The following is a 25,016-nucleotide window of genomic DNA, read 5'->3' as shown; positions in this document are numbered from 1 at the left end:
TTGCCGAGGCCGTCGTTGGCGGCGAGCACGCCCTTGATGTTCTTGTTCTCGGTCAGCATCTGCTCGAAGATGGTGCCGCCCTGCGCGTTGTCCCAGTCCGGAACGGACTGGTCCGGGCCCTTCACGAAGTCACCCGACGCGAACTTGGGATCGAGGACCGAGTCGTAGCCCTCCTTGAACAGGGTGGCGTTGTTGTCGGTGGGCGAGCCGTTCAGCCGGGCCACGACGGGCTTGACCGCCTTCATTTCGGTCAGGCACTTGACCAGGCCGTCGCCCTGGAGCTTGCCGACCGCCACGTTGTCGAAGCTGACGTAGTAGTTCGCGTTGCCGCCGAGGGTGAGCCGGTCGTAGTCGATGGTCGCGATGCCGGCCGCCCGGGCCTTGTCGAGGACCGCCTTGCCGGTACCGGAGTCCAGGTTGACGATCATGAGCACCTTGACGCCGCTGGAGATCATGCCGTCCGCGATCGTCTGGAACTGGCTCTTGTCGCCCTGGGCGTTCTGGATGTCGACCGGCACGCCGGCCGCGTCGAACGCCGCCTTAAGGAACTTGGGGTCGTCGGTGCCCCACCGCTGGGAGCTTGCGGTGTCCGGCAGGATGACGCCCACCTTGCCGACGGACGAGCCGCCGTTGCTGCCTGAGTCGTCACCGCTGTCGTCACCGCATGCAGTCAAACTGCTGGTGGCCAGCAGGCCGACCGCGGCAAGGGCGAAGATTCCCTTACGCATTCCTCGAGTCCTTTCGGATCAATCCGGACCTTGCATCGGATCCTCGCGGATCAATCCGGACCTTGCTTCGGATTCTGGTGTGCGCTGCCGGGAATGTCACTCATCCGATCCGCTGCGGAATCGGACACTCTGTTGTATCGGAGCAGCGAAATTCCCGGTGCTGGACGTGGCGCGACGGGCCTGATCGCTAGGTCCCGCAGGCCGCGTAAACGGCTGCACGACGACGTCAGGTCACGTTCCGCCATGGAGTCGCTCCACAACGTGACGCTAGGTCACTTCGGGTCGCCGGAATGCCGGATCCGGATAACGGTGTCGTAACGGACGGTTCGGACACGGCTTCTGCCGCTCTATGTCCGAATCTTGGCGGTTTTTGCGTCCGTGAGCCGGATCAGGTCAGCCGGGGCCATCGAGACCTGCAGGCCGCGACGCCCGGCCGAGACGTACATCAGGTCGAGGCCGGCGGCCGAGTCGTCGATGACCGTCGGCAGCCGCCGGCGCTGCCCGAGCGGGCTGATCCCGCCGCGGACGTAGCCGCTGCTGCGCTCGGCCGCCGCCCGATCCGCCAGCGCCGCGCGCTTGCCGCCCGCGGCGCTCGCCAGCGCCTTGAGGTCCAACTCGCCGGTCACCGGGACGACGGCGACGGTGAGCCGCCCGTCGACCTCGGCGATCAGCGTCTTGAAGACCGCCGCCGGCGCCACCCCGATGGCCTCGGCGACCAGCGCGCCGTAGTCGTGGGCGTCCGCCGGGACGTCGTACGGGTGCAGCTCGTGCGCGACCCGCTGCGCGGTGAGCAATACGGTGGCCGGGGTGCCGGCAGCCTTCTTCGCCACGAGGAACAACCCTAAGGGCCGTCCCTACCGGCACAGCAGCACCGTCGGCGCTCCCGCAACGCGGGTCAGCACCAGCGACGCCGCGGCGCTGCCGCTGAGCCGCAGGTCCCGGCGGAGCTGCTCGGGCTCGAGCGCGGAGCCGCGTTTGCGGATCTCCAGCCGCCCGACGCCGCGCTCGCGCAGCAGCGACCGCAGCCGCTTCAGCGAGAACGGCAGCACGTCGGTGATCTCGAGTCGCCGGCCGAACACGGTGTCGACGGCGGCGTCGGTGTAGACGTACGCGATGTCGGGGTCGGCGATCCGGCCGCCGATCGCCTCGGCGAACTCGGCCACGAGGTGCGAGCGGACCACGGCCGGGTCCGGGTCGTACAGGAAGGAGCCGACCGGGCCGAGGCGTGCGGCCTCGACCCCCGAGCCGGTGAGCTCGGCCCCCGACGGCAGCAGGACCGCGCGCCGGGCGGACCGCGCCAGCGGGCCGCACCAGAACGCGGCCTCGACCAGATCGCCGCCGACGCTGACCCACTCGCCTTCGGCGCCCGGCGGCAGCAGCGCGTGGTCGATGCCGGGCGCCAGCTTGAGCACCGTGCGCGGCACCCGGCCGGGCAGGGCGGCGATGAAGTCCCACGGCGGCGACCACGAGCGCGGGTCCATCAGCCGGCCGCGGCCCGCCCGCCGGCGCGCCGGGTCGGCGAAGACCGCGTCGAACCGCTCCACCGGCACGCTCGTCGCGTCCGCGCACTCCACGGTCACCAGGTGGGCCAGCCCGGCGGCCTCGGCGTTCGCGGCGGCGAGCGCGGCCGTCAGCGGGTCGGCGTCGACGGCGTGCACCCGGATGCCCTGGCGGGCCGCGGCCAGCGCGTCCGAGCCGAGGCCGCAGCCGAGGTCGGCCAGGGTCCCCACGCCGGCCGCCCGCAGCCGCGCGGCGCGCCGGTCGGCCACCACCGCCCGCGTCGCCTGCTCGAGCCCGGCCCGGGTGAAGAACATCTCGGCGCCGGCCGCGCCGAACTTCGCCTCCGCGCGCATCCGCAGGTCGGCCTGCGTGAGCGCGGCGGCGGCCAGTGCGGGCGGCAGCCCGCGCGAGCGCAGGGCCGTGGCCGCGCTGAGCGGGTCCGTGCCGGCGACGCCGGCGGCGGCCGCCAGCGCGGCGGAGCCATCGGCGGTACGCAGGGCGGAGAGCAGTTCGAGGTCCACGGAAGTCATTCTGCTGGAAGCTGACGTGTTGGCACTCTGGTTGACGGAGTGCTAGTTCCGGCATAACCTCCGATTAGCACTCTCAACCTGAGGGTGCCAGCGTGCTCCCGTTTTTGGGGACGTGCGCTTGCGCCAGGCGGACCGGCACCCGCGACGACGGCCCCGCCCGGTGGCATGAGGCATCAGCCCGGCCTGTCAACTGGCCGGCGATAACACCTGTACCCAGGAGGGTATGCCCGTGACTACCGCGACAAAGGTTGCGATCAAGCCGCTCGAGGACCGCATCGTGGTCCAGGCGAACGAGGCCGAGACCACGACGGCGTCGGGCATCGTGATCCCCGACACCGCCAAGGAGAAGCCGCAGGAGGGCACCGTCCTCGCCGTCGGCCCCGGCCGGATCGACGACAAGGGCAACCGCGTTCCGATCGACGTGAAGGTCGGCGACGTCGTCCTTTACTCGAAGTACGGCGGCACCGAGGTCAAGTACGCCGGCGAGGAGTACCTGGTGCTCTCCGCCCGCGACGTCCTCGCGGTCATCGAGAAGTAGACCTGATCTGACAGTGCTGAGCGCCCTGGCCCGGCTCTTCCGGTCCAGGGCGCCGGTGCGTTGAAGGGACCATAAATGGCGAAGATTCTCAGTTTCTCGGACAACGCCCGGCACCTGTTGGAGCACGGCGTCAATACGCTCGCCGACACGGTCAAGGTCACTCTCGGGCCGCGCGGCCGCAACGTCGTCCTCGACAAGAAGTTCGGCGCGCCCACGATCACCAACGACGGTGTCACCATCGCCAAGGAGATCGAGCTCTCCGACCCGTACGAGAACCTCGGTGCCCAGTTGGTCAAGGAGGTGGCGACGAAGACCAACGACGTCGCCGGCGACGGGACCACCACGGCGACCGTGCTCGCCCAGGCGCTGGTCCGCGAGGGCCTGCGCAACGTGACCGCGGGTGCCAACCCGATCGCGCTCAAGCGCGGCATGGACCTGGCCGCCGAGGCCGTCTCCAAGGCCCTGCTGGAGAAGGCGGTCGAGGTCGACGACAAGAAGTCCATCGCGAACGTCGCCACCATCTCGGCGCAGGACGCCACCATCGGCGCGCTCATCGCCGAGGCGATGGAGAAGGTCGGCCGCGACGGCGTCATCACCGTCGAGGAGGGGTCCGTCCTGGACACCGGGCTCGACGTGACCGAGGGTCTGCAGTTCGACAAGGGCTTCATCTCCCCGAACTTCGTGACCGACGCCGAGTCGCAGGAGGCCGTCCTGGAGGACGCCTACCTGCTGATCACGACGCAGAAGATCTCCAGCGTCGAGGAGATGCTGCCGCTGCTGGAGAAGGTTCTCTCCGGCGGCAAGCCGCTGCTCATCGTCGCCGAGGACGTCGAGGGCCAGGCGCTGTCGACGCTTGTCGTCAACGCGCTGCGGAAGACCTTCAAGGTCGTCGCCGTGAAGGCTCCCGGATTCGGTGACCGGCGCAAGGCGATGCTGCAGGACCTCGCGATCGCGACCGGCGGCGAGCTCATCGCCCCCGAGCTCGGTTACAAGATCGACCAGGTCACCCTCGACATGCTGGGCACCGCCCGGCGGGTCGTGGTGGACAAGGAAAGCACGACCATCGTCGACGGTGGCGGCCGCAAGGCCGAGATCGAGGACCGGGTTTCGCAGATCCGCAAGGAGATCGAGGCCTCGGACTCCGACTGGGACCGCGAGAAGCTCTCGGAGCGGCTGGCCAAGCTCTCCGGCGGCATCGCGGTGATCAAGGTCGGCGCCGCGACCGAGGTCGAGATGAAGGAGCGCAAGCACCGCATCGAGGACGCCATCGCGGCGACCAAGGCCGCGGTCGAGGAGGGCACCGTCCCGGGCGGCGGCGCCGCCCTGGCGCAGATCGCCTCGACGCTCGACGGCAACCTCGGCCTCACCGGCGAGGAGGCGGTCGGCGTGCAGATCGTCCGCAAGGCGCTCGTCGAGCCGCTTCGCTGGATCGCGCAGAACGCGGGCCACGACGGTTACGTGGTGGCCGGCAAGTCCGCCGAGCTCGGCTGGGGCCACGGCCTCAACGCGGCCACGGACGAGTACGTCGACCTGGTCGCGGCCGGCATCATCGACCCGGTGAAGGTGACCCGCAGTGCGGTGTCCAACGCCGTCTCGATCGCCGCGCTGCTGCTCACCACGGAGAGCCTCGTGGTGGAGAAGCCGGCCGAGCCGGAGCCCGCCGCTGCAGGCGGCCACGGCCACGGTGGCCACGGCCATCAGCACGGCCCGGGTTTCTGAGTCGAAAGAGTAAAAAGGGCGCGTCGCATTCCGCGGCGCGCCCTTTCTCGTGTGTGATGCGGGGATTCGGGGAAAGAGGCGCGGGATGATCGTCGTGGTGGAAGGTCCGACCGCGGCCGGCAAGACGTCGTGGTGCCGGCGTTACGTCGGCCGTTACGTCGCCGAGTACGCCGCGACCGGCCGGGAGCCGACCGACGCGATGGCCCTGGCCCGGCACTGGGCGCGGGTCAGCATGAGCCGCTGGTCGCAGGCCACCGACCTCGAGCGCGCCGACGGCGTCGCGTTCTGCGACACCGACCCGGTGAAGCTGCACTACGCCTGGGGGATGGCGGCGCTGGGGCTGGCGCCGCGGGCCCGGTTCGATCGCGAGCTGACGGTGACCAGGGAGGCGTTCCGCGCGGGGCGGCTCGGGTTCGCCGACATGGTGCTGGTCGGCCTGCCCGAGGTCGAGACGCTGCAGCGGCGCCGCGACAGCGACGAGACCCGGCGGCGGCGCAACTTCGCGGCGCACGTACAGCTCCGCGAGCCCCTGCAGCAGTGGTACGCCACGCTGGAGCGGCTCGACCCGGGCCGGGTGATCTGGGAGCTGCCCGCCGAGGGCGTGCCCAAGCTGCCGGAGCCCCGCCCCGATCGCTGCGCGGCGGAGTTGCTGGACGAGCTGGTGGCCGCCCTGCCGCCGCTGCGGATGGCCGTCACCGAACCGTAAGGGCTGTTTCGGGTGCGCCGATGCAGGATGGAGGCGTGAACCTCTCGTCGCGGGCCGCGCTGGCCGGTGTCGCCGCGGCCGGTGCCGCCGTCGGCGCCGCCGAGATCGTCTCCGTCCTGACCGGCCCGCTCTCGTCGCCGCTGCTCGCCGTTGGCGGCGTGGTGGTCGACAACGTGCCCGCTTCGGTGAAGGACGCGGGCATCGCCGTCTTCGGTACCCACGACAAGACCGCGCTGATCACCGGCACGGCGATCCTGCTCTGCGGCTACGCCGCGCTGCTCGGCGTCATCGCGCTGCGCAGCTGGGCGCTCGCCATGGCCGGCGTCGCCCTGTTCGGCGCGATCGGGGTGACGGCCGCCGGCACCCGGCACGACGCCGGGTTCACAGCCGTGCTGCCGTCGATCGTCGCCGCCGTCGTCGCGGTGGTGGCGCTGCGCTACCTGGTGAGGCTCGCCGTCGAGGCGGAACCGGCCGGCAGCCCGGCGCTGGCCGGCAGCCCGGCGCTGGTGACGGCCCCCGGCGCGTCCCGGGTGGGCGGTGCCGTCGGGGACAGCCCCGCGGCCTCGGCGGATCCGGCGGCTCAGCCGGAGAGCCGGCGCCGATTCCTGCTCGCGGTGGCCGGCGCCGCCGCGGTGGCCGCCGTGGGCGGCCTCGGCGGCCGGTTCCTGACCTCGCGGCGCGCGGTGACCGCCGCCCGCAACGCCGTCGTGCTGCCGCTGCCGGTGCGGCCGGCCCCCGCCGTGCCGGCCGGCGCCCAGGCGCGGGGTGCGGTCGCCTACGTCACGTCCAACTCCGACTTCTACCGGATCGACACCGCGCTGTATCCACCCCAGATCGACCCGGCGACCTGGGAGCTGCGCATTCACGGAATGGTCCGCAACCCGATCACCATCACCTGGGAGCAGCTGCTGCGGCGCCCGATGGTGCAGCGGTACGTGACGCTGGCCTGCGTGTCCAATGAGGTCGGCGGCGACCTGATCGGCAACGCGCTCTGGCTCGGCACCCCGATCAAGGACCTGCTGGACGAGGCGCAGCCGCTGCCCGACGCGGACCAGGTGGTGCAGCGCTCGGCCGACGGCTGGACCTGCGGCAGCCCGACCGCGGTGCTGCGCGACGGCCGGGACGCCCTGCTCGCGGTCGGCATGAACGGCCGGCCCCTGCCGGTGTCGCACGGCTTCCCGGTGCGCATGGTCGTGCCCGGCCTGTACGGCTACGTCTCGGCCTGTAAGTGGATCACCGAGATCGAGCTGACCCGGTTCTCCGACTTCGACGCCTACTGGGTGCCGCGGGGCTGGTCGGCGCAGGCGCCGATCAAGACCCAGTCGCGGATCGACACGCCCCGCGACGGCGCCGGGCGCAAGGCCGGAGCCGTGACCGTCGCCGGCGTGGCCTGGGCTCAGCACCGCGGCATCGCGCGGGTCGAGGTCCAGATCGACGACGGCCCGTGGGCGCCGGCGACCCTCGCGCCGGCCGTTTCGGCGGACACCTGGGTTCAGTGGTCCTACGTCTGGCAGGCGACGCCGGGTGAGCACGCGGTGCGGGTCCGTGCCACCGACGCCGGCGGCGGCACCCAGACCAGCACCCCCGCGGCGCCGGCCCCGGACGGGGCGACGGGATGGCATTCCGTGCAGGTCACGGTCGACTGACGGGGTCACCCAAAAGCCGCACTTTTGGTCCGACGTCAACCCCAAGTTCGCTCGTACGGTGGCTTGCATGTCCACCGATGCGGCGAACACGCCGTTGAACACGCCGACGTGGTTCCCCGCAGGGAAGCGCGTCGGCAGCTGTGTGGTGCCGCGCGTCGACCGGCGTCAGGCCGCCGGAACCTGCCGTTGTGCCGGGACCGTCGACTTGTGGGGCCGGCCGAGGCGGGCCTCCAGCCGGGCAAGATCGACCCGTCCGTGATGCCGATCGGCAAGGTCCTCCCAGCCGACCGCGAGCAGCCGCAGCCGCTCCGCTTCGCTGAAACCTCCCCATACCCCGTAGGGCTCACGGACAGCCAGTGCGTGAGCAGCGCACTCGGCCCGGACCGGACAGGCACCGCACATGGTCTTGGCGTTCGCCTCCCGACGGTTGCGGGACGAACCACGCTCACCGTCCGGGTGGAAGAACTGGGCGCTGTCGCGCCCTCTGCACAGGCCGAGTCGTTGCCATTCCCAAAGGTCGGCGATGGGCCCGGGCAGTCTGCGAACGTTCGACATCAACACCCTCCTCCCGCGCGGCACCGCGGAGTGCTGTTAGTGAGGGGCCTTACTCAGGCCTGCCGCCCGTGTACCCCGGCGAACGCCGGATCACACCCGACTTGTCGATGTCTTCGCCAGCCGTATCTCATCGGTGCTCCAAGCAGTACCGATGTTTCCTAATTTTTCCATCTAAAGCGCGTAATGCTGCGGCCGTTGCGTGATCTCCTCTGAGAGAGAAGGAGGATCACTGTGCGTACCGTCCTCGTGTGCGTCCGAACCCCACTTGCGGCCCAGACCGTCGCCTCTACCGCGGCCCGGCTCGGGATGACCGGGGTCGTGCGGACGGCGGTCAGCGAGACCGAGGCCATGATCCGACTGGCTGAAAGGCCGGCCGAGGTTGTCCTGGCCGACACCGCCGTGACCCGTCCCGACAGCGTCGGTTTCACCCGTCGCGTCCTCGCCCGCGCCCCGCAGGCGCAGGTCGTACTCTTCGGCGCCGAAGACCCCCGGGTCGCCGCGGCCGCCGTCGCCGCCGGCGCCAGAGGTGTCATCCGCGGCGTCGAGCACGATCTGGTCAGCGTCGTCGCCAAGGCGCTGCTGCTCCTGCTCTTGCCGGTGCGGCCGCAGGGAATGCCGATCAACGGAGCGAACGCCCAGCCCGCCACGGTCGGCGGCGCGGGGCGCAACAACAACTCGGCGGCCGCTCGCGGCCTGCACCGCGACGGTCTGGCCATGGCCGGAACGCCGAACGGTGCCGGCGTACCCGCGATGCTGCCGAACTCACCGATGGTCCCCGCCCAGCGAGGCGACGGATCGGACATCGACCCGGCCACCGGCCGGCCGATGGTGTGGCCGGGTAACGACACCGGCCGGACCGACGCACCCACGGGCCGGCGGCTCACGCTCACCGAGCGGGAGTTGCAGGTGTTGCGGGGGATGGCCGACGGCAAGAGCAATGCGGAGATCGGGCGCGAGCTCTTCGTCTCCGAGGACACCGTCAAGACCCACGCTCGGCGGCTCTTCCGCAAGCTGGGCGCCCGCGACCGGGCGCATGCGGTGGCCGCCGGCTTCCGGGCCGGTCTGGTCGCCTAAACGTAAGGCGTTTGCACCCGGGGGCCCGGACGGCGATCAGGAAGCGTCGTCGTCCGTGCCCTCGGTCAGTGTGTCGTGCACCCCGTCGGCGTAGCCGCGGGCGTATTCCCAGGTCACGTAGTGGTCCGGGTCGGGGTCGTAGGCCGGCTCGTGCACCCGCGGGCGGCCGTTGCTCAGCAGGTGGCGCAGGTTGCCCCGGAGCAGATCCCAGTCGAAGTAGTGCGGCTCGTGGCAGTCCTCGCACTCGATCACCAGGCCGCGGATGCCCGTCGGACTCAGCAACGCCTGGTAGATCTCCAGGTCGGAGAGGTCCTCGAGGACGTCCTGCCGCTCGGGCTCGGTCAGCGGATCACTCTCGGCGTCCTCCGAGAGGTCGTCGAGACCGGCGGCCGGGTCGGCGGGGTCGCCGTTGAACGGGTCGATCGGCTCTTCTTGCACGATGTCTACCGTACCCATGTGCGGCCGATGTGTGCTGGCCCGCACGCGCTGTCCGCCCGACAGAAGGCCCTGACCGGATGGGTAGGATGAACACTCCGCCTCTTCGCTAGGGATGATCTGTGGATAACGAGTCGGCCCGCACGGTTCCGCTGGGTCTCACCTTCGACGACGTGTTGCTCCAGCCGGGCGAATCGGACGTCGTGCCGAGCCGCGTCAACACGATCACCCGGTTGACCCGAAACGTCGAGCTCTCCATCCCGCTGATCTCCAGCGCCATGGACACGGTGACCGAGGCGCGGATGGCGATCGCGATGGCCCGCCAGGGCGGCATCGGCGTGCTGCACCGCAACCTCTCGCTCGAGGACCAGGCCGCCCAGGTCGACCTCGTGAAGCGCTCCGAGTCCGGGATGATCACCAACCCGGTCACCTGCAGCCCCGACGACACCCTGCGCGAGGTGGACCAGCTCTGCGGGCGCTACCGCATCTCCGGGCTGCCGGTCGTCGACGCCGACGGCGTGCTCGTCGGCATCGTCACCAACCGCGACATGCGTTTCGTCACCGACGACAGCGTCAAGGTGCGCGAGGTCATGACCAAGGCGCCGTTGATCTCCGCGCCGGTCGGCGTCGGCAAGGAAGAGGCCCTGGCGCTGCTGCAGCGGCACAAGGTGGAGAAGCTGCCGCTGCTCGACGACGCGGGCCGGCTGCGCGGGCTGATCACGGTCAAGGACTTCACCAAGAGCGAGCAGTACCCGAACGCCACCAAGGACCCGCAGGGCCGGCTCCGGGTCGCCGCCGCGGTCGGCGTCGGCGACGACGCCTACAAGCGGGCCCGCACCCTGATCGACGCCGGCGTCGACGTGGTCATCGTGGACACCGCGCACGGGCACCAGCGCGCCGTGCTGGAGATGGTCGCCCTGCTGAAGAAGGACACCGCGGTCGACATCGTCGGCGGCAACATCGCGACGTACGCGGGCGCCAAGGCCCTCGTCGACGCGGGCGCCGACGCGGTCAAGGTGGGCGTGGGCCCCGGCGCGATCTGCACCACCCGGATCGTCGCGGGTGTCGGCGTCCCGCAGATCACCGCGGTCATGGAGGCCTCCCGGGCCTGCCGCCCCGCCGGCGTGCCGGTCATCGCCGACGGCGGCATCCAATACTCGGGCGACATCGCCAAGGCGATCGTGGCCGGCGCCGACACCGTGATGCTCGGCGGCCTGCTGGCCGGCTCCGAGGAGAGCCCCGGCGACCTGATCTTCATCAACGGCAAGCAGTTCAAGACCTACCGCGGCATGGGCTCACTGGGCGCCATGCAGTCGCGCGGCCAGGCGAAGTCCTACTCCAAGGACCGCTACTTCCAGCAGGACGTCACCGAGGACAAGCTGGTACCCGAGGGCGTCGAGGGCCAGGTACCCTACCGCGGCCCGCTGTCGCGCGTGGCGCACCAGCTGATCGGTGGCCTGCGCGCGGCGATGGGTTACGTCGGCGCCGAGACGATCCCCGATCTGCAGGAGCGGGGCCAGCTCATCAGGATCACCGCCGCGGGTCTCAAGGAGAGCCACCCGCACGACATCCAGATGACCGTCGAGGCACCCAACTACCACTCCCGTTAACCCGTTAAGAGGTAACCCGACATGCGTGACGTGGTGGAGATCGGTCTCGGCAAGACCGCCCAACGCGGCTACCACCTGGACGACATCGCGATCGTCCCGAGCCGCCGCACCCGCGACGTGGACGACGTGTCCACCGACTGGCGCCTCGATGCGTACCCGTTCAAGATCCCCTGTGTCGCGCACCCTTCGGACGCGACGATGAGCCCGGAGTCGGCGATCGCCCTGGGCCGCCTCGGCGGCCTGGGCGTGCTCAACGCCGAGGGCCTCTGGACCCGCTACGAGGACCCGACCAAGATCCTCGAGGAGCTGGCCTCGCTCGACGAGGAGGCGGACGCCACCAAGCGCCTCCAGGAGGTCTACTCCGAGCCGATCCGGCCCGAGCTGATCGCCGAGCGGGTCCGCGCCATGCGCGACGGCGGCGTCACTGTCGCCGTGCGGGTGTCGCCGCAGCACACGCTGGCGCTGGCGCCGGTGATCCTCGACGCGGGCGTCGATCTGCTGGTCATCCAGGGCACCCTGGTCTCGGCCGAGCACGTGTCGACAACGGACGAGCCGCTCAACCTCAAGGAGTTCATCGCCGATCTCGACCTGCCGGTCATCGTCGGCGGCTGCACCGACTACAAGACGGCGCTGCACCTGATGCGCACCGGCGCGGCCGGCGTCATCGTCGGCATCGGGGCGGACGAGTGGTCCACGACGGACACCGTTCTCGGCATCCGGGTCCCGATGGCCACCGCGATCGCCGATGCCGCGGCCGCGCGCCGCGACTACCTGGACGAGACCGGCGGCCGCTACGTGCACCTGATCGCCGACGGCGGCATCCAGACCTCGGGCGACATCGCGAAGGCGATCGGCTGCGGCGCGGACGCGGTCATGCTGGGCGAGCCGCTCTCGCTGGCCGAGGGCGCGCCGGCGGGCGGCGCCTGGTGGCACTCCGCGGCGAGCCACCCGAGCCTGCCGCGCGGGGGCTTCTGCATCGCGGGCGAGCCGGACGGCACCCTCGAGGAGCTCCTGTACGGCCCGGCGGCCCGGCCGGACGGCCAGCTGAACCTCTTCGGCGGACTCCGCCGCGCCATGGCGAAGTGCGGTTACCACGACGTCAAGGAGTTCCAGAAGGTCTCGCTGGTTCTCGACCGCTGAGGATCGGACACCCATGCGCAGGGCACGAACGGCCGTCGCGGCCGTCGCGGTGCTGGCGTTGGCCGGCTGCACCGCCGACGACGACGGCGGGCCGGCGACGACCCCCTCGTCCACGTCCGCGCCCAGCTTCGCGGCGGGGGCCGAGGGGGCCGGCGATCCGTACTTTCCGACGTACGGCAACGGCGGCTACGACGTCGGCGGCTACGACCTGAAGGTGCGGTACGACCCGGCCGGAGGCGAGCTGCGCGGCACGGCGACGATCACCGCCACCGCCACGCAGGCGCTCTCGCGGTTCAACCTCGATCTCGCGCATCTCGCCGCGAGCAAGGTGACAGTCGACGGCCGCGCCGCCACCAGCCGGGCCGACGGCAACGAACTGGTGGTCACGCCCGCGGCCGGCCTCGCCGACGGCGCGGCCTTCACCGTCGTCGTCGAATACGGCGGCAGGCCGCAGGCGCTGAACAACGAGACGCTGGGCGTCGGTGGCTGGCTGCGCACCAAGGACGGTGCCTTCGCGCTCGGCCAGCCGGAGTCGGCCAGCACGTGGTTCCCGGTCAACGACCACCCGTCCGACAAGGCCACGTTCTCGCTGGCCATCACCGTTCCCGACGGGGTGCAGGCGATCGGCAACGGCGTGCCGGGCGCGCGCCGCACCGTCGCCGGCTGGACCACCTGGACCTGGAGGGAGCGGAACCCGCTCGCCAGCTACCTGGCGTTCGTGGTGATCGGGCACTACCGGGTCAAGGTCGGCACGCACGACGGCAAACCGATGATCACCGCGATTCCGGAGTCGCTGCCCGCGAACGGCAACGCCGCCCGGGCGCTCGGCCGCACCGGCGAGATCGTCGACTATCTCGCCACCCAGTTCGGCCCGTACCCGTTCGACGCCAGCGGCGGGGTCGTCCTCGACGACGACCGGGTCGGCTACGCCCTGGAGACGCAGTCGCGGCCGGTGTACGGCAACACCTTCTTCCGCGGCCAGGCGAACGCCACGGTGGTCGCGCACGAGCTGGCACACCAGTGGTTCGGCGACAGCGTCTCCCTGCGCCGCTGGCAGGACATCTGGCTCAACGAGGGCTTCGCCACGTACGGGGAGTGGCTGTGGCAGGAGCACCAGGGCGAGCGGACCGTCCAGGAGTCCTTCGACCGGGCGTACGCGTCCTTCGACTGGACTGTCCCGACCGGCGACCCGGGCGTCGACAACCTGTTCGGCGACGCGGTCTACCTGCGTGGCGCGATGACCGTGCAGGCCCTGCGCCACGCGATCGGCGACGACGCCTTCTTCGCGCTGCTCAAGTCGTGGCCGGCCGAGCACCGCGACGGCAACGTGACCACAGAGGACTTCATCGCGGCGGCCGAGAAGGCGTCCGGCCGGGATCTCGGCGACTTCTTCGAGGCGTGGCTGTTCGGCGACCGGAAACCTACTTATTGATCAGCTCGGGGTGCTCCTTGAGATACGGCCCGGGCCGGCCGGCCGCCATCGCCTTGAGGAAGCCGCGGCCGGTCGAGGTCAGCTGCTCGCCGATGTAGCGGCCGTTGCTGGAGACCGAGCCGCCCGGCAGCCCGACCAGGGTGAGCCGCGCCGGGTCGAGGTCGCGCAGCGCGTACGCGTACTCGGCCGGGCTGCGGTCGCCGGAGACGACCAGGGTGTCGCCGAGCGCGGTCAGCATCGACCGCACCCGGGTCTGGTCGGCGGGCAGCCCCGCGTCCTCGGCCCGGGCCAGCAGCGCCCTGACGAGCTGGCGCTGGTGGCGCTGGCGGGTGTAGTCGCCGCCGGCCGTGTAGCGCTGGCGGGCGTAGTCGATCGCCTGCCAGCCGACGAGCTTGCGGGTGCCGGGCAGGTAGGTGGCCTGCGGGCCGACGTACCCGCCGCCGCCGGAGCGCAGCGTGCGCTCGGTGCCGTCGGGGCGGCGGTGCTGCGAGACGACCTTCTGATCGATCTTCAGGGTGACGCCGCCGAGGGCGTCGGTCAGCTTGCTGAGTCCCCGGAAGGTCAGGATCGCGCCCGCGTCGAATTCCTTGATGCCGGTGTAGTCCGAGATCGTCCGCGCGAGCAACTTGTAGCCCTGCGCGACGTCGGCCTTGTCGGTGCCGCGGACCACGGCGCCGGCGCTCATCGCCTCGGTGAGCTTGCGCCGCCCGCCGTCGTACCCGTTGGGCGCGAACGCCGGAACGTCCACGCGCAGGTCGCGGGGGAGCGAGAAGAGATAGCCGGACTTGAGATCGGCATTGACGTGCAGCAGCATGATGGCGTCCGCGTGCGGCTGCCAGTCCGCGATGCTCACCCGGGTGTCGACGCCGATCACCAGCAGGTCGAGCGGGCCGGTGATGTCGGCGCCGGGCGACGGTGCGGGGGCGGCCGACGCGGGCGGCGCCGCGGACGGGCCGGCACTCGCGAGGGCCGCCGGTGCGGGCCCGCCGGAACCGCTGCGGTGGGTCGCCGCGAGGCCCACTGCGCCCAGCAACAGCACGGCGGCCGACCCGGCCGCCGCCCAGACGAGCTTTGATGTCCGCATGCTGGAACAGTAGGCGACGACTTCACACTGCTCAATGCCCCAAGATCTCGCTTGTTGGAATGGGGGGTGGAATTCGGGAAGATCGCCCGTACTCTGACCGCCGCGATTCGCCGAGGCGGTGGGTCGAAAACGGGGAGGCGCGACCCATATGAAGTTCGTCTCGCGGCGGGTAACCGTCGGTGCACTCTCAGCAGCGGTAGTGGTGACGATGGCCGGGGTTTCGACCTGGGCCCTCGCGGGAGAACCCCCCGCCGCCGGGCCCGTGCGGCTCGTCGTCGGCCTCAAGAGCGACGCCCCGGCGTCCGCCACGGCCGCGGGCGCCGTCGCCTCGATGGGCGTGCGGTCCATGGACGCCGCCGGTCCGGCGCAGAAGTCCATGTCGGAGCTGCGCGCGCACACCATGGAGGTCCCGGCCTCTCGCCAGGCCTCGATCATGGCGACGCTCATGACCGACCCGAACGTCGCGTACGTCGAGGTCGACCACGTGCGCAAGACCTCCGACGTGACCCCCAACGACCCGATGTACACCGAGGGCCGACAGCCCGAGGTCGACCAGGTCAAGCTCCCGGCCTCGTGGGAACACAGCACGGGCAGCGCCGTCAAGGTCGCCGTGCTGGACACGGGCGTGACCGCCGTCGGCGACCTCGCGGGTGCGGTACTGCCCGGCTACAACTACGTGAGCAACACCACCAACACCACGGACGACTACGGCCACGGCACCATGGTGTCCTCGCTGATCGCCGCCCGCGGCAACAACGACGTCGGCATCGCCGGCGCCTGCTGGACCTGCGTCATCCTGCCGGTGAAGGTGCTCAACTCGGCCGGCAGCGGATACGACTCCGACGTCGCCAAGGGCATCGTCTGGGCCACCAACAACGGCGCCAAGATCATCAACATGTCGCTCGGCGGCGCCGAGACCAGCCAGGTCCTCAGCGACGCCGTCGCGTACGCCAACATGAAGGGCGTGCTCGTCGTCGCCGCGGCGGGCAACGAGAACTCGGCCGCCAAGCACTACCCGGCGGCACTGACCGACGTCGTCGCCGTCGGCGCCACCGAGCGCGGCTCCGAGACCCGCGCACCGTACTCCAACTACGGCTCCACCTGGGTCGACATGGTCGCCCCCGGCAACGTCACGGTCATGGACCGGTTCGGCAACTACCACTCCGGCCTGCAGGGCACGTCGTTCGCGGCGCCGATGGTCGCCGGCGCGGCCGCCCTGGTCAAGACCGAGCACCCCGACTTCAGCGGCTGGTCGCTGGGTCACGCGGTCACGGTCGGGGCCCGCCCGATCTCGGGCGGCAGCTGGGCGCATTACGGCATGCTCGACGCCGACAAGAGCCTGACCATCGGCACCGACTCGATCGCGCCGACGATCACCGGCGTCTCGAACCCGGGTTCGGGCTGGCGCGTGCACGGCATCGTCAACGTCACGCCGACCGGCGTCGCCGACACCTCGGGTTCCGGGGTCCGCACCGTCGTGCTCTACGCGGACGACGTCTACGTCACGCAGGACGGCACCGCGCCGTACTCGCTGCCGTACAACACCATCGGCCGCAACGGCCCGGTCAAGCTGCAGGTGCGGGTCTACGACAAGGCCGGCAACCGCGCCGACTTCGACCGCACGTTCATCGCGGACAACACCGGGCCGACGGTGAAGATCACCAGCGCGCCGAAGGACGGTGCGAAGGTCTCGGGCACGGTGAAGATCGCGGTCACCGCCACCGACACGTACGGCATGCGCCGGGTCGAGCTGCTGATCAACGGCAAGGTGATCCAGACGGACACCACCTCGCCCTACAACTTCAGCTTCAACGCGGCGTCGCAGGCCACGAAGATGAAGGTCCAGATCCGGGCGATCGACATCGCCAACAACACCAAGTACGAGGCGACGCGCAACTACACGCGCTGACCCGTCGTCCTTCCAGAAAGCCCTCACCGAGCGCTCCCGGTGAGGGCTTTCTGCTACCCGGTCGCACCCGGCGGGGTACGGCGCCGCCAACGGGCGGGGCGCACCTTTACTGGATGACTCTTCGGGCTCTGGCTGTCGGTGTCGTGGTGGGTGCCATCGCTGTGACGGGCGCTCCGGCCGCAGCAGCGCCGGCGCAGGAGGCACCCGTCTCGCTGATCGTCGGCCTGCGCGGCGACGCCGACGTCGTCGCCGGCCTCGAGCGCCGCGTCGACGTCCTCGACAGCGAGCGGCTCGCCGGTGCGGTCACCGTCGATGTCCCCGCCGGTCAGGTCGGCGAGGCCGCGGACGCGCTGCGTGCCGACCCCGCCGTCGCGTACGTCGAGCGGGACCAGGTCGCCCGGATCGCCGCCGTCAGGCCCGACGACCCGTACTACTCCGGCCAGTGGGGCATCACCCGCACCCAGGTCGACCGCGCCTGGGACACCACCCGGGGCGCCGGCGACGTGGTCGTCGCCGTGGTCGACACCGGCGTGAAGAAGCTTCCCGACCTCGCCGGCCGGGTGCTGGCCGGCCACGACTTCGTCAACGACGACGGCAACGCCGACGACGACCAGGGGCACGGCACCATGACCGCCGGCGTGATCGCCGCGAGCGGCGACAACGGCGTCGGCATCGCCGGTATCTGCTGGTCCTGCAAGATCCTCCCGGTCAAGGTGCTCGACGCCAACGGCAGCGGCAGCTACAGCGACATCGCCGAGGGCATCCGCTGGTCCGCCGACAACGGCGCGGACATCATCAACCTGTCGCTGGGCGGGCCGGAGGACAGCCGGCTGCTCAGCGACGCCGTGGCCTACGCCACCGGCAAGGGCGCGCTCGTGATCGCGGCGGCCGGCAACAGCGGCGAATCCAAGCCGAGCTACCCGGCGGCGATTCCGGCCGCGCTCGCCGTCGGCGCCGCCACCTCCGGCGACGCCCGCTACTCCTGGTCGAACTACGGCAGCGGCTGGGTCGACATCGCGGCGCCCGGCTGCAACCCGGCGCAGGCGCGCGACGGCGTCGTCGGCCAGTTCTGCGGCACCTCGTCGGCCACCCCGTTCGTCGCCGGCGTCGCCGCCCTGCTCGCCTCGACGACCCCGGCGCCGACGGCCGCCATCATTCGAACGGCGCTGACGACGTCCGCCACCAGGATCTCCGGCGGCTGGGTCGCCGCCTCGTCCGGCCGGGTCGACGCCGCGGCCGCGCTCGCCGCCCTGCCGGCCGCCGACGACCACGCGGCCCCGGTCGCGTCCATCACCTCGCCGGGCGGCAACGCCCTGGTACGCGGGACGGTAAGCGTCACGGCCCGCGCCACCGACGACGCCGGCATCGCCAAGGTCGAGTTGCTCGCCGACGGCGTCGTCGTCGGCACCGACCGGGTGGCGCCGTACGCCTTCTCGTGGCGCACCTCCGGCCGGGGCGCCGCCGTGCGGCTCGGGCTGCGCGCGTACGACCGGGGCGGCAATGTGGCGAACGCCACCCGTACGGTGACCGTCGACAACTGGGGCCCCTCGGTCCGGATCGCCGGTTCCTCGGCATCGGTCACCCACCGGGTCCGCAAGACCAGGTACCTCGCCGTGACGGCCGCCGACGCACACGGGATCAGCCGGATGGAACTGCTGGTCAACAACAGGGTCGTCCAGCGTTACGCGGGCGGCGCCCACCGGTTCGGCGTGCAGACGTGGAAGTACGGCAAGGTCATGACCGTGCGGGTGCGGGCGTACGACAAGGCCGGCAACGTGCGGTACGCCCCGGCCCGGAAGTGGTATCGCTGACGCCGGTAAACTCGCGCGTCATGAGTACACCGCGTCCCGTTCTAGTCGTCGACTTCGGCGCACAGTACGCCCAGTTGATCGCCCGGCGGGTCCGCGAGGCGCGGGTCTACTCGGAGATCGTGCCGCACTCCATGCCGGTCGCGGAGATGCTCGCCAGGAACCCGGCGGCGATCATCCTGTCCGGCGGGCCGTCGAGCGTCTACGAGGCGGGTGCGCCGTCGCTCGACCCGGCGCTGTTCGACAACGAGGTGCCCGTCTTCGGCATCTGCTACGGCTTCCAGGCGATGGCGCAGGCGCTGGGCGGCACGGTCGCCCACACCGGCGCCCGGGAGTACGGCCGCACCGCGCTCTCGCCGCTGGCCGAGCCCGGCACGCTGCTGCGCGAGCTTCCCGCGGACCTGCCGGTCTGGATGTCGCACGGCGACGCGGTGACCGAGGCCCCGGCGGGCTTCGCCGTCACCGCCTCCTCGCCGGGCGCGCCGGTGGCCGCGTTCGAGAGTCTGGCGACCCGGCGGGCGGGCGTGCAGTTCCACCCCGAGGTGGCGCACACCCGGCAGGGGCAGGAGATGCTCCGGCGCTTCCTCTACGACATCGCCGGCATCGAGCCGACCTGGACCTCGTCCAACATCATCGACGACCAGGTCGCCGCGATCCGCGAGCAGGTCGGCGACCGGCAGGTCATCTGCGGCCTGTCCGGCGGCGTCGACTCGGCGGTGGCCGCGGCGCTGGTGCACAAGGCGATCGGTGACCAGCTCACCTGCGTCTTCGTCGACCACGGGCTGCTGCGCGCCGGCGAGGCGGAGCAGGTCGAGAAGGACTACGTGGCGGCGACCGGCATCCGGCTCAAGGTCGTCGACGCCGCCGAGTCCTTCCTGGGTCACCTGGCCGGCGTCATCGACCCCGAGCAGAAGCGCAAGATCATCGGCCGCGAGTTCATCCGCACGTTCGAGGCGGCGGCCCGCGAGCTGGACGCCGAGCGGCACATCGAGTTCCTGGTGCAGGGCACGCTCTACCCGGACGTGGTCGAGTCCGGCGGCGGCACGGGTACGGCGAACATCAAGTCGCACCACAACGTCGGCGGCCTGCCGGACGACCTGCAGTTCGCGCTGATCGAGCCGCTGCGCACCCTGTTCAAGGACGAGGTGCGCGCGCTCGGGGCCGAGCTGGGGCTGCCCGAGGAGATCGTCCAGCGGCACCCGTTCCCGGGCCCCGGCCTGGCGATCCGGATCATCGGGGCCGTCGACCGGGACCGGCTCGACGTGCTGCGCGCCGCGGACCTGATCGCCCGCGAGGAGCTCACCGCGGCCGGCCTGGATCGCGACGTGTGGCAGTTCCCGGTGGTCCTGCTGGCCGACGTGCGCAGCGTGGGCGTGCAGGGCGACGGCCGGACCTACGGGCACCCCGTCGTGCTGCGGCCGGTCTCCAGCGAGGACGCCATGACGGCGGACTGGTCGCGCCTGCCGTACGAGGTCATCGCCAAGATCTCGACCCGCATCACCAACGAGGTGCCCGAGGTCAACCGGGTTGTCCTCGACGTGACCAGCAAGCCGCCGGGCACCATCGAGTGGGAGTAGGTGGGGGGCGCCTCCGGCCCGGTCACGCGACCGGCGGCTGACCCCAGGTCGGGTCGGCCGGGTCGCGCCACGGCGGGGCGGCCGGCGCGGGCTCCTCGGGCATCAGGAACCAGGCGATCGGGTACGCGAGCAGCGCCGTGCCCCAGGTGAGTACGGCGAGCACCGCGAACCCCACCCGGATCAGCACGGGGTCGATGCCGAGGTATCGGCCGATACCGCTGCAGACACCCGCCACGATGCGGTCGTCGAGCGGTCGGCGGAGCTGCTTGTACGGGGCGATGGTCGGTTGAGTCATGTCCCAAGAGTGCGGCGGGAGGGCCCCTCGCCGCCTCGGTGAGAGCCCCGATTCCGACCCTGATTCGGCGCCCTGAGATGGGTGATTCGGGTGATTGCTGTCTGTTACTACCCGGGTGCGTTCGGTGCGGAGAACCGCCCTGATCAGCGATTACTGTGGGCTATCGTCCTGTCAGGAATCCGACAGTCGATTTCTGAAGGTCACATAATCCGGGCAGAATGCCGCCCGTGACCCCCGCTCTGGAGCCGCTTCGCAGGATCGCGGCCTACGCCGTCGCGACCGATCCCCAAGGCCGCGTCCTACTCGTCCGCGCCTCGAGTAGTTCCGGCACGCCCGGCGTCTGGTCGCTGCCCGGCGGCGCCGTCGACCATGGCGAGGACCCGAACCACACCGTCGTGCGTGAGACCGCCGCCGAGACGGGGCTCTCCGTGGCCGTCAGCGGCCTGCGCGACGTCCTGGCCGACATGAGGTCCCTGCCGCACCGCGGCGTGACCATCCACACCGACCGCCTCGTCTACGAGGTGTCGATCCGTGGGGGCAACCTCTACGACCGCGTGGGCCAGCCGACCGACCTGGCCCGCTGGCACACCCTGGAGGAGGCGGAGAAACTGCGGCTGCGGCCGTTCACCGCCGCCGCGCTGGGGCTCTCGGCCGCCTCGGCCGACCTGCGGCCCGAGGAGGCGCCGGACTTCCCGTCCTTCTACGCCGTCGCCGGGCCGGACGGGCTGCACCGCGCGCAGCGTTTCGCGGCGTACGCGATCGCCACCGACCCGCACGAGCGCCTGCTGCTCACCCGCATCGCGCCGGGATATCCCGGCGCCGGCCGCTGGCACCTGCCCGGCGGCGGCACCGACTACGGCGAGCAGCCCGGCACCGCGCTGATCCGCGAACTGGTGGAGGAGACCGGGCAGGTGGGCCGCCTGGTCGAGCTGCTCGGCGTCGCCAGCCACCGCGACGCGGCGTCGCTGGGCCCGGAGGGCTATCCGATCGACTGGCACGGGGTCCGCGCCTTCTACCGGGTCGTCGTGGACGCGCCGACCGAGGTGATCGTCAAGGACGTCGGGGGCTCGACCTCCGAGGCGTGCTGGATGGCGCTCAAGGCGGCCGCCGAGCTGCCCGCGGACCAGGTGACCGAGGTGACGGCGGAGGCGCTGCGGGCGGCGAGGCTAGCCTGAGCGGCGTGAAGGTCCGACGAATCGGCGCATACGGCGTGTGCCGCGACGACGCCGGCCGGGTGCTGCTCGCCCGCAACTCCGGCCTTTCGTCGTTCCCCGGGTTGTGGACGCTGCCGGGCGGCGGCGTCGAGCAGGGCGAGGACCCGGACGACACGGTGGTCCGGGAGTTCGCCGAGGAGACCGGGCTGTCCGTGCGCGTGGCGGGCCTGCTTTCGGTGACGTCGGACGTGTTCCGGCTGCCGGAGACCAATACGTGGGAACACACCGATCGGATCATCTACGACGTGGAACCGGCCGGCGGCGAGCTGCGCGACGAGGCCGAGGGGACCACCGAGGCCGTCGACTGGGTGGTGCCGGGGCGGCTGCCGCTGATGCCGTTCACCGCCCGCGTCCTGGGCCTGCCCGGCGCCGCGTCGGACGTGCCGGACCACCCGGGCGCCGTCGCCCGCACCCCGGGACGCGGCCAGCGCTTCGGGGCGTACGGGCTGGTCACCGACCCGGACGGGCGGATCCTGCTCACCAAGATCGCGACCGGCTATCCGGGTGCCGGAAGCTGGCACCTGCCCGGCGGCGGCACCGAGTTCGGCGAGTCGCCCGAGGCGGCCGTGGCCCGGGAGCTGATCGAGGAGACCGGACAACACGGGCGGGTGACCGGGCTGCTCGGCACCTCGCACCGGCACGACCCGGCCGCGCTCGGCCCGGAAGGGGTGCCGATCGACTGGCATGTCGTCCGCGTCCTGTTCAGGATTCTCGTCGACAGGCCGACAGAAACAGTGGTGACCGAAGCAGGCGGATCCACGGTCGCAGCGGGGTGGTTCGATGCCACCACGGTGCGTGATCTCCCGCTGACCGAGGTCGCGAGGGCCGCCGTCCAGCGCCTGGCGGAGGAGACAGCTCACCGGGGATCGGCCTAGGCGGCTGGTGATCGGCCTAGGAGGCTTCGGTTAGAATCGTCACAGTGCCAGGCAGTGCGGGTGCCTCCCGCGTTCGTCGGCGGAACAGAACTCAAGAGGATGTCGTTGCACGAGACGCTGAAGAGGTCTTCGAGGTCTATCGCCAAGATCGCTCGGCTATGCGATTGTGTAACCCGCCTAACATGACTGTCCGTAGACGTACGGGCGAAGGGCAGCACCCCGGACCGGCTCTAGCCGCCGGGGATACCGACCCCAAGATGGAGGAGCACGTGCCGAGAACCCCTTGGCGCCGGCGGCGCACGACGGATAGTCCCCGTCCCGCCGGGCGTCGTTGGGCAGGTCGGTTGCGCCGCGGCGGAACGATTGCGCGGCAAGCCCTTCTGGTGCGCGTGGGACGCAGGTCCGGCGACGCCGGCCGCGCCGCCACCGCAACCCGGGCCGAGGTGATTTACACCGGCACCGAGCTTCTCCCCGCCCCCTATGCCCGCAGTCGTGCGGTCGCCACCTCCGGCAGCCACGGCCCCGCGCCGACGGCGGCTCCGGTCATCGTCGAGGCCGACTCGGCCTCGCTGCTGCCCGGCGAGCACACCCTGCGCCGCCGCATCAGCTTCGCGCTGGTCAACGCCTGCACCCTGGCCAGCCTCGGCCTCGGCCTGCTCGCGATCTTCCTGGCCATGCAGGGCGACACCCGCATCGCGGCCGCCTGCCTGGTGGCCTGCGTCGGCTTCGACGGCCTCGACGGCGCCCTGGCCCGCAAGCTGGGCGTCTCCAGCCCGTTCGGCGCGCAGATGGACTCGCTGGCCGACATGTGCTCGTTCGGCCTGGCCGCGCCGGTCGTGGTCTACGCCTCGTTCGCGCACACCGTGCCGACCGCGTTCGCCGCGGTGGCCTGCATCCTGGTGACCGGCTGCGCCGCGATCCGGCTGGCCCGGTTCAACGTCTCGCCGAAGGACGGCCGGTTCTTCTCCGGCGTGCCGACGACGATGGCCGCCGCGGTGCTGGCGCTCGCCGTGCTGATCGGCCTGCCGCTGCCCGGCGTCGTGGTGCTCGGCGGGGTGGCGCTGATGGCGTTCGCGATGGTCTCCAGCTTCCCTTACGCGAAGCTGGCCCGGCTCGTGAAGCTCCCGCCGTGGCTGTGGCTGCTCCCGATCGTCGGCGCCCTGGTCAACGCGCGCCTGACGTTCGTGCTGGTCGTGGCCGCGTACCTGGTCAGCGGCCCGCTCCTGTGGCTGCGGACCCGCCGCACCGCCTAAAGCTCCGAGTTGTAGCGAAAGGCCGCCTTCCCCGTTTGGGGAGGCGGCCTTTCGACGTTGGTAGGTAAGCCGGGTGATGCGGACCGGCGGCTCCGCCGATCCGCACGTACCGGTTAGAGCCAGCGGGCGATGACCGAGCCGCCGCCGATGACCTTGTCGCCGACCGCGACCCGGGCCTCGGCCCGGTCGGCCGGCAGGTAGACGTCCGTGCGGGAGCCGAAGCGGATCAGCCCCATCCGCTCGCCCCGGGCCACCAGCGTGCCCACCGGGGTGCGCTGCACGATCCGGCGGGCGATCAGGCCCGTCCGCTGCGCCACCGCGACCGTGCCGTGGTCGGTGTCCAGCACCGTGTACGCCGCCACGTTGTGCTCGGCGGCCGCAGTCATCGCGTTGGCGTAGCCGCCGTCGATCACGAAGTAGTCCGTGACCCGGCCGGCCACCGGCATCCGGTTGACGTGCACGTCCAGCACCGACAGGAAGACCGCGATGCGGAGGAACTCGCCCTCGCCGAGGCGCTCGTCGGTCAGGCGCTCCACCGACAGCACCCGGCCGTCGCTGGCCGCCACGATCGCGTTCGGGTCGGCGGGGATGTCGCGCTCGGGGTCGCGGAAGAAGGCCGCCACGGGGAACGCGGCCAGGGCCGGGATCAGCCACAGCTTCGACTTGGGCCGGGCGCTGCGGGCCAGCGCGGCCAGGCCGAGCGCGATGCCCGCCGCGGCGACGCCGTTGGAGTCGATGTGCATCGTGCGGGTGACCGGCACGCTGGACGGGCGGTAGGCCGGCGCCAGCGTCGCGGCCACCCTGGTGTCGGCCTGGCTGAAGCGCAGCCGGTGCACGCGCAGCGGCGGCTGGTTGCGGGCCACCAGGTCGGTGCCGACCCCGAACAGCGCGCTCTGCCGGAACAACTCGGCGGCCGCGCCGCCGGTGCGTCCGGGCACGGCGGGGGTCGCCACGGAGACGACCGCGCCCTCGGTCAGGTATTTGCCCAGGCTGTCCAGCACCGCGCGGGTCTCGTCGGCGGTGCCGGTCAGCGGCTCGCCCAGGATGACCACGTCGGCCGGGGAGGCCTCGGCGAGCGAGTCCAGGATCCGGACCCGGTCCGAGACCCAGCTGCCCAGCCCGGCGATGTGGTCGCGGAGCAGGTCGGCGGTGCTGCGAACGCCCGCGACCAGGGTGAGGTTGTCGCCGGGCAGCAGCGCCTCGATGGCAGCGGCGACCACGGCCGACGCGTGGTCGGCCCCGATGACCAGGGCCGTGGTGGCGGCGTTGTGCCGGGCGAACTCGGCGGTAAGCGCGCGTGCGGCGCGTGGGCCGACGCCGGTCACAGGCGCGGTGGACACGGCGGGAAACGGCGTCATGGCGGTACGGGCTCCTCGCGCTGTCGGATT

At 71.6% G+C, this 25,016-nt stretch carries 22 protein-coding genes; 14 read left to right on the top strand and 8 right to left on the bottom strand.

Translation table 11 applies throughout. The annotated features are described in order from the left end of the window. The 3 genes from AB0F10_RS21365 to AB0F10_RS21355 form a co-directional block, all read right to left on the bottom strand. A partial coding sequence (locus AB0F10_RS21365; RefSeq protein WP_360627547.1) for a substrate-binding domain-containing protein occupies window positions 1-728 on the bottom strand: 728 nt, incomplete at its 3' end. Window positions 729-1,075: 347 nt separating this feature from the next. Then, on the bottom strand, window positions 1,076-1,558 hold the full coding sequence (gene ybaK, locus AB0F10_RS21360; protein ID WP_360627544.1) for a Cys-tRNA(Pro) deacylase: 483 nt from the start codon (window positions 1,556-1,558) through the stop codon (window positions 1,076-1,078). A gap of 24 nt (window positions 1,559-1,582) precedes the next feature. Further along, window positions 1,583-2,749 carry a class I SAM-dependent methyltransferase gene (locus tag AB0F10_RS21355; RefSeq protein WP_360627556.1) on the bottom strand — a complete coding sequence of 389 codons (1,167 nt, stop codon included), beginning with the start codon at window positions 2,747-2,749 and terminating at the stop codon, window positions 1,583-1,585. Between the two features lie 232 nt (window positions 2,750-2,981). Here AB0F10_RS21355 and groES point away from each other — a divergent pair, with 232 nt between their 5' ends. From groES to AB0F10_RS21335, 4 genes are all read left to right on the top strand, one after another. After that, window positions 2,982-3,296, top strand: a complete 315-nt coding sequence (gene groES / locus AB0F10_RS21350) for a co-chaperone GroES (RefSeq protein ID WP_360627541.1) — start codon at window positions 2,982-2,984, stop codon at window positions 3,294-3,296. Window positions 3,297-3,371: 75 nt separating this feature from the next. Next, window positions 3,372-5,015 (top strand): chaperonin GroEL, encoded by a 1,644-nt coding sequence (groL, locus tag AB0F10_RS21345; protein WP_360627539.1) that lies wholly within the window; start codon window positions 3,372-3,374, stop codon window positions 5,013-5,015. Between the two features lie 85 nt (window positions 5,016-5,100). Then, entirely contained in the window at window positions 5,101-5,721 is a 621-nt protein-coding gene (locus tag AB0F10_RS21340) for a hypothetical protein (protein ID WP_360627536.1), read from the top strand. Between the two features lie 35 nt (window positions 5,722-5,756). Then, window positions 5,757-7,367: a molybdopterin-dependent oxidoreductase gene (locus AB0F10_RS21335; RefSeq protein WP_360627533.1), complete on the top strand. Its 1,611-nt coding sequence runs from the start codon at window positions 5,757-5,759 to the stop codon at window positions 7,365-7,367. Between the two features lie 165 nt (window positions 7,368-7,532). Here AB0F10_RS21335 and AB0F10_RS21330 read toward each other — a convergent pair whose 3' ends face one another. Continuing rightward, window positions 7,533-7,922 carry a WhiB family transcriptional regulator gene (locus AB0F10_RS21330; protein ID WP_360627530.1) on the bottom strand — a complete coding sequence of 130 codons (390 nt, stop codon included), beginning with the start codon at window positions 7,920-7,922 and terminating at the stop codon, window positions 7,533-7,535. 231 nt (window positions 7,923-8,153) lie between these two features. On the opposite strand from AB0F10_RS21330, the gene AB0F10_RS21325 reads away from it, so the two are divergent. Beyond that, window positions 8,154-8,996, top strand: a complete 843-nt coding sequence (locus AB0F10_RS21325; protein ID WP_360627527.1) for a response regulator transcription factor — start codon at window positions 8,154-8,156, stop codon at window positions 8,994-8,996. Between the two features lie 36 nt (window positions 8,997-9,032). Here AB0F10_RS21325 and AB0F10_RS21320 read toward each other — a convergent pair whose 3' ends face one another. After that, the gene (locus AB0F10_RS21320; protein WP_360234955.1) at window positions 9,033-9,434 is read right to left on the bottom strand and encodes a DUF5319 domain-containing protein; all 402 of its coding nucleotides are present in this window, start codon (window positions 9,432-9,434) and stop codon (window positions 9,033-9,035) included. A 119-nt stretch (window positions 9,435-9,553) separates the two neighbouring features. On the opposite strand from AB0F10_RS21320, the gene guaB reads away from it, so the two are divergent. The 3 genes from guaB to AB0F10_RS21305 are packed head-to-tail and all read left to right on the top strand — an operon-like array spanning window position 9,554 to window position 13,613. Next, window positions 9,554-11,041 carry an IMP dehydrogenase gene (gene guaB, locus AB0F10_RS21315; RefSeq protein ID WP_360627524.1) on the top strand — a complete coding sequence of 496 codons (1,488 nt, stop codon included), beginning with the start codon at window positions 9,554-9,556 and terminating at the stop codon, window positions 11,039-11,041. 21 nt (window positions 11,042-11,062) lie between these two features. Further along, window positions 11,063-12,181: a GuaB3 family IMP dehydrogenase-related protein gene (locus AB0F10_RS21310; protein WP_360627521.1), complete on the top strand. Its 1,119-nt coding sequence runs from the start codon at window positions 11,063-11,065 to the stop codon at window positions 12,179-12,181. 13 nt (window positions 12,182-12,194) lie between these two features. Next, window positions 12,195-13,613: a M1 family metallopeptidase gene (locus AB0F10_RS21305; protein WP_360627518.1), complete on the top strand. Its 1,419-nt coding sequence runs from the start codon at window positions 12,195-12,197 to the stop codon at window positions 13,611-13,613. Here AB0F10_RS21305 and AB0F10_RS21300 read toward each other — a convergent pair. Further along, entirely contained in the window at window positions 13,603-14,697 is a 1,095-nt protein-coding gene (locus tag AB0F10_RS21300) for an LCP family protein (protein ID WP_360627515.1), read from the bottom strand. The genes AB0F10_RS21305 and AB0F10_RS21300 overlap by 11 nt on opposite strands. Window positions 14,698-14,905: 208 nt before the next feature. On the opposite strand from AB0F10_RS21300, the gene AB0F10_RS21295 reads away from it, so the two are divergent. The 3 genes from AB0F10_RS21295 to guaA all read left to right on the top strand — a co-directional run bounded on the left by AB0F10_RS21295 (window position 14,906) and on the right by guaA (window position 19,991). Continuing rightward, window positions 14,906-16,606: a S8 family serine peptidase gene (locus AB0F10_RS21295; RefSeq protein ID WP_360627512.1), complete on the top strand. Its 1,701-nt coding sequence runs from the start codon at window positions 14,906-14,908 to the stop codon at window positions 16,604-16,606. A gap of 113 nt (window positions 16,607-16,719) precedes the next feature. Beyond that, on the top strand, window positions 16,720-18,417 hold the full coding sequence (locus AB0F10_RS21290) for a S8 family serine peptidase (protein WP_360627509.1): 1,698 nt from the start codon (window positions 16,720-16,722) through the stop codon (window positions 18,415-18,417). 20 nt (window positions 18,418-18,437) lie between these two features. Beyond that, on the top strand, window positions 18,438-19,991 hold the full coding sequence (guaA, locus tag AB0F10_RS21285; protein ID WP_360627506.1) for a glutamine-hydrolyzing GMP synthase: 1,554 nt from the start codon (window positions 18,438-18,440) through the stop codon (window positions 19,989-19,991). A gap of 22 nt (window positions 19,992-20,013) precedes the next feature. On the opposite strand, the gene AB0F10_RS21280 is transcribed toward guaA, so the two are convergent. Next, the gene (locus AB0F10_RS21280; RefSeq protein WP_360627503.1) at window positions 20,014-20,286 is read right to left on the bottom strand and encodes a PspC domain-containing protein; all 273 of its coding nucleotides are present in this window, start codon (window positions 20,284-20,286) and stop codon (window positions 20,014-20,016) included. Between the two features lie 227 nt (window positions 20,287-20,513). Between AB0F10_RS21280 and AB0F10_RS21275 the strand changes: the two genes are divergently transcribed. The 3 genes from AB0F10_RS21275 (at window position 20,514) to AB0F10_RS21265 (ending at window position 23,628) form a co-directional block, all read left to right on the top strand. Beyond that, a complete protein-coding gene (locus AB0F10_RS21275; RefSeq protein WP_360627500.1) occupies window positions 20,514-21,461 on the top strand; it encodes an NUDIX domain-containing protein in 948 nt (315 codons plus the stop codon). Window positions 21,462-21,466: 5 nt separating this feature from the next. After that, on the top strand, window positions 21,467-22,375 hold the full coding sequence (locus AB0F10_RS21270) for an NUDIX domain-containing protein (protein ID WP_360627497.1): 909 nt from the start codon (window positions 21,467-21,469) through the stop codon (window positions 22,373-22,375). A 344-nt stretch (window positions 22,376-22,719) separates the two neighbouring features. After that, a complete protein-coding gene (locus tag AB0F10_RS21265) occupies window positions 22,720-23,628 on the top strand; it encodes a CDP-alcohol phosphatidyltransferase family protein (protein WP_360627494.1) in 909 nt (302 codons plus the stop codon). Between the two features lie 113 nt (window positions 23,629-23,741). On the opposite strand, the gene AB0F10_RS21260 is transcribed toward AB0F10_RS21265, so the two are convergent. Continuing rightward, window positions 23,742-24,986, bottom strand: coding sequence for a phosphatidylserine decarboxylase (locus AB0F10_RS21260; protein WP_360627491.1), 1,245 nt, complete (start codon window positions 24,984-24,986; stop codon window positions 23,742-23,744). Window positions 24,987-25,016 lie beyond the last annotated feature (30 nt).

Source organism: Actinoplanes sp. NPDC026623 (assembly GCF_040638275.1).
Taxonomy (GTDB): Bacteria; Actinomycetota; Actinomycetes; order Mycobacteriales; family Micromonosporaceae; genus Actinoplanes.
Note: the sequence above shows the minus strand (reverse complement) of the source record. Positions and strands in the feature narration are given on the sequence as shown.

Bases quoted from the DNA above. Each gene is read 5' to 3' on its own strand.
- AB0F10_RS21295 (WP_360627512.1), top strand. From the start codon at position 14,906: ATGGCCGGGGTTTCGACCTGGGCCCTCGCGGGAGAACCCCCCGCCGCC.
- AB0F10_RS21260 (WP_360627491.1), bottom strand. From the start codon at position 24,986: ATGACGCCGTTTCCCGCCGTGTCCACCGCGCCTGTGACCGGCGTCGGC.
- AB0F10_RS21290 (WP_360627509.1), top strand. From the start codon at position 16,720: ATGACTCTTCGGGCTCTGGCTGTCGGTGTCGTGGTGGGTGCCATCGCT.
- AB0F10_RS21300 (WP_360627515.1), bottom strand. From the start codon at position 14,697: ATGCGGACATCAAAGCTCGTCTGGGCGGCGGCCGGGTCGGCCGCCGTG.
- guaA (WP_360627506.1), top strand. From the start codon at position 18,438: ATGAGTACACCGCGTCCCGTTCTAGTCGTCGACTTCGGCGCACAGTAC.
- groL (WP_360627539.1), top strand. From the start codon at position 3,372: ATGGCGAAGATTCTCAGTTTCTCGGACAACGCCCGGCACCTGTTGGAG.
- AB0F10_RS21310 (WP_360627521.1), top strand. From the start codon at position 11,063: ATGCGTGACGTGGTGGAGATCGGTCTCGGCAAGACCGCCCAACGCGGC.
- AB0F10_RS21305 (WP_360627518.1), top strand. From the start codon at position 12,195: ATGCGCAGGGCACGAACGGCCGTCGCGGCCGTCGCGGTGCTGGCGTTG.
- AB0F10_RS21280 (WP_360627503.1), bottom strand. From the start codon at position 20,286: ATGACTCAACCGACCATCGCCCCGTACAAGCAGCTCCGCCGACCGCTC.
- groES (WP_360627541.1), top strand. From the start codon at position 2,982: ATGCCCGTGACTACCGCGACAAAGGTTGCGATCAAGCCGCTCGAGGAC.
- AB0F10_RS21340 (WP_360627536.1), top strand. From the start codon at position 5,101: ATGATCGTCGTGGTGGAAGGTCCGACCGCGGCCGGCAAGACGTCGTGG.
- AB0F10_RS21330 (WP_360627530.1), bottom strand. From the start codon at position 7,922: ATGTCGAACGTTCGCAGACTGCCCGGGCCCATCGCCGACCTTTGGGAA.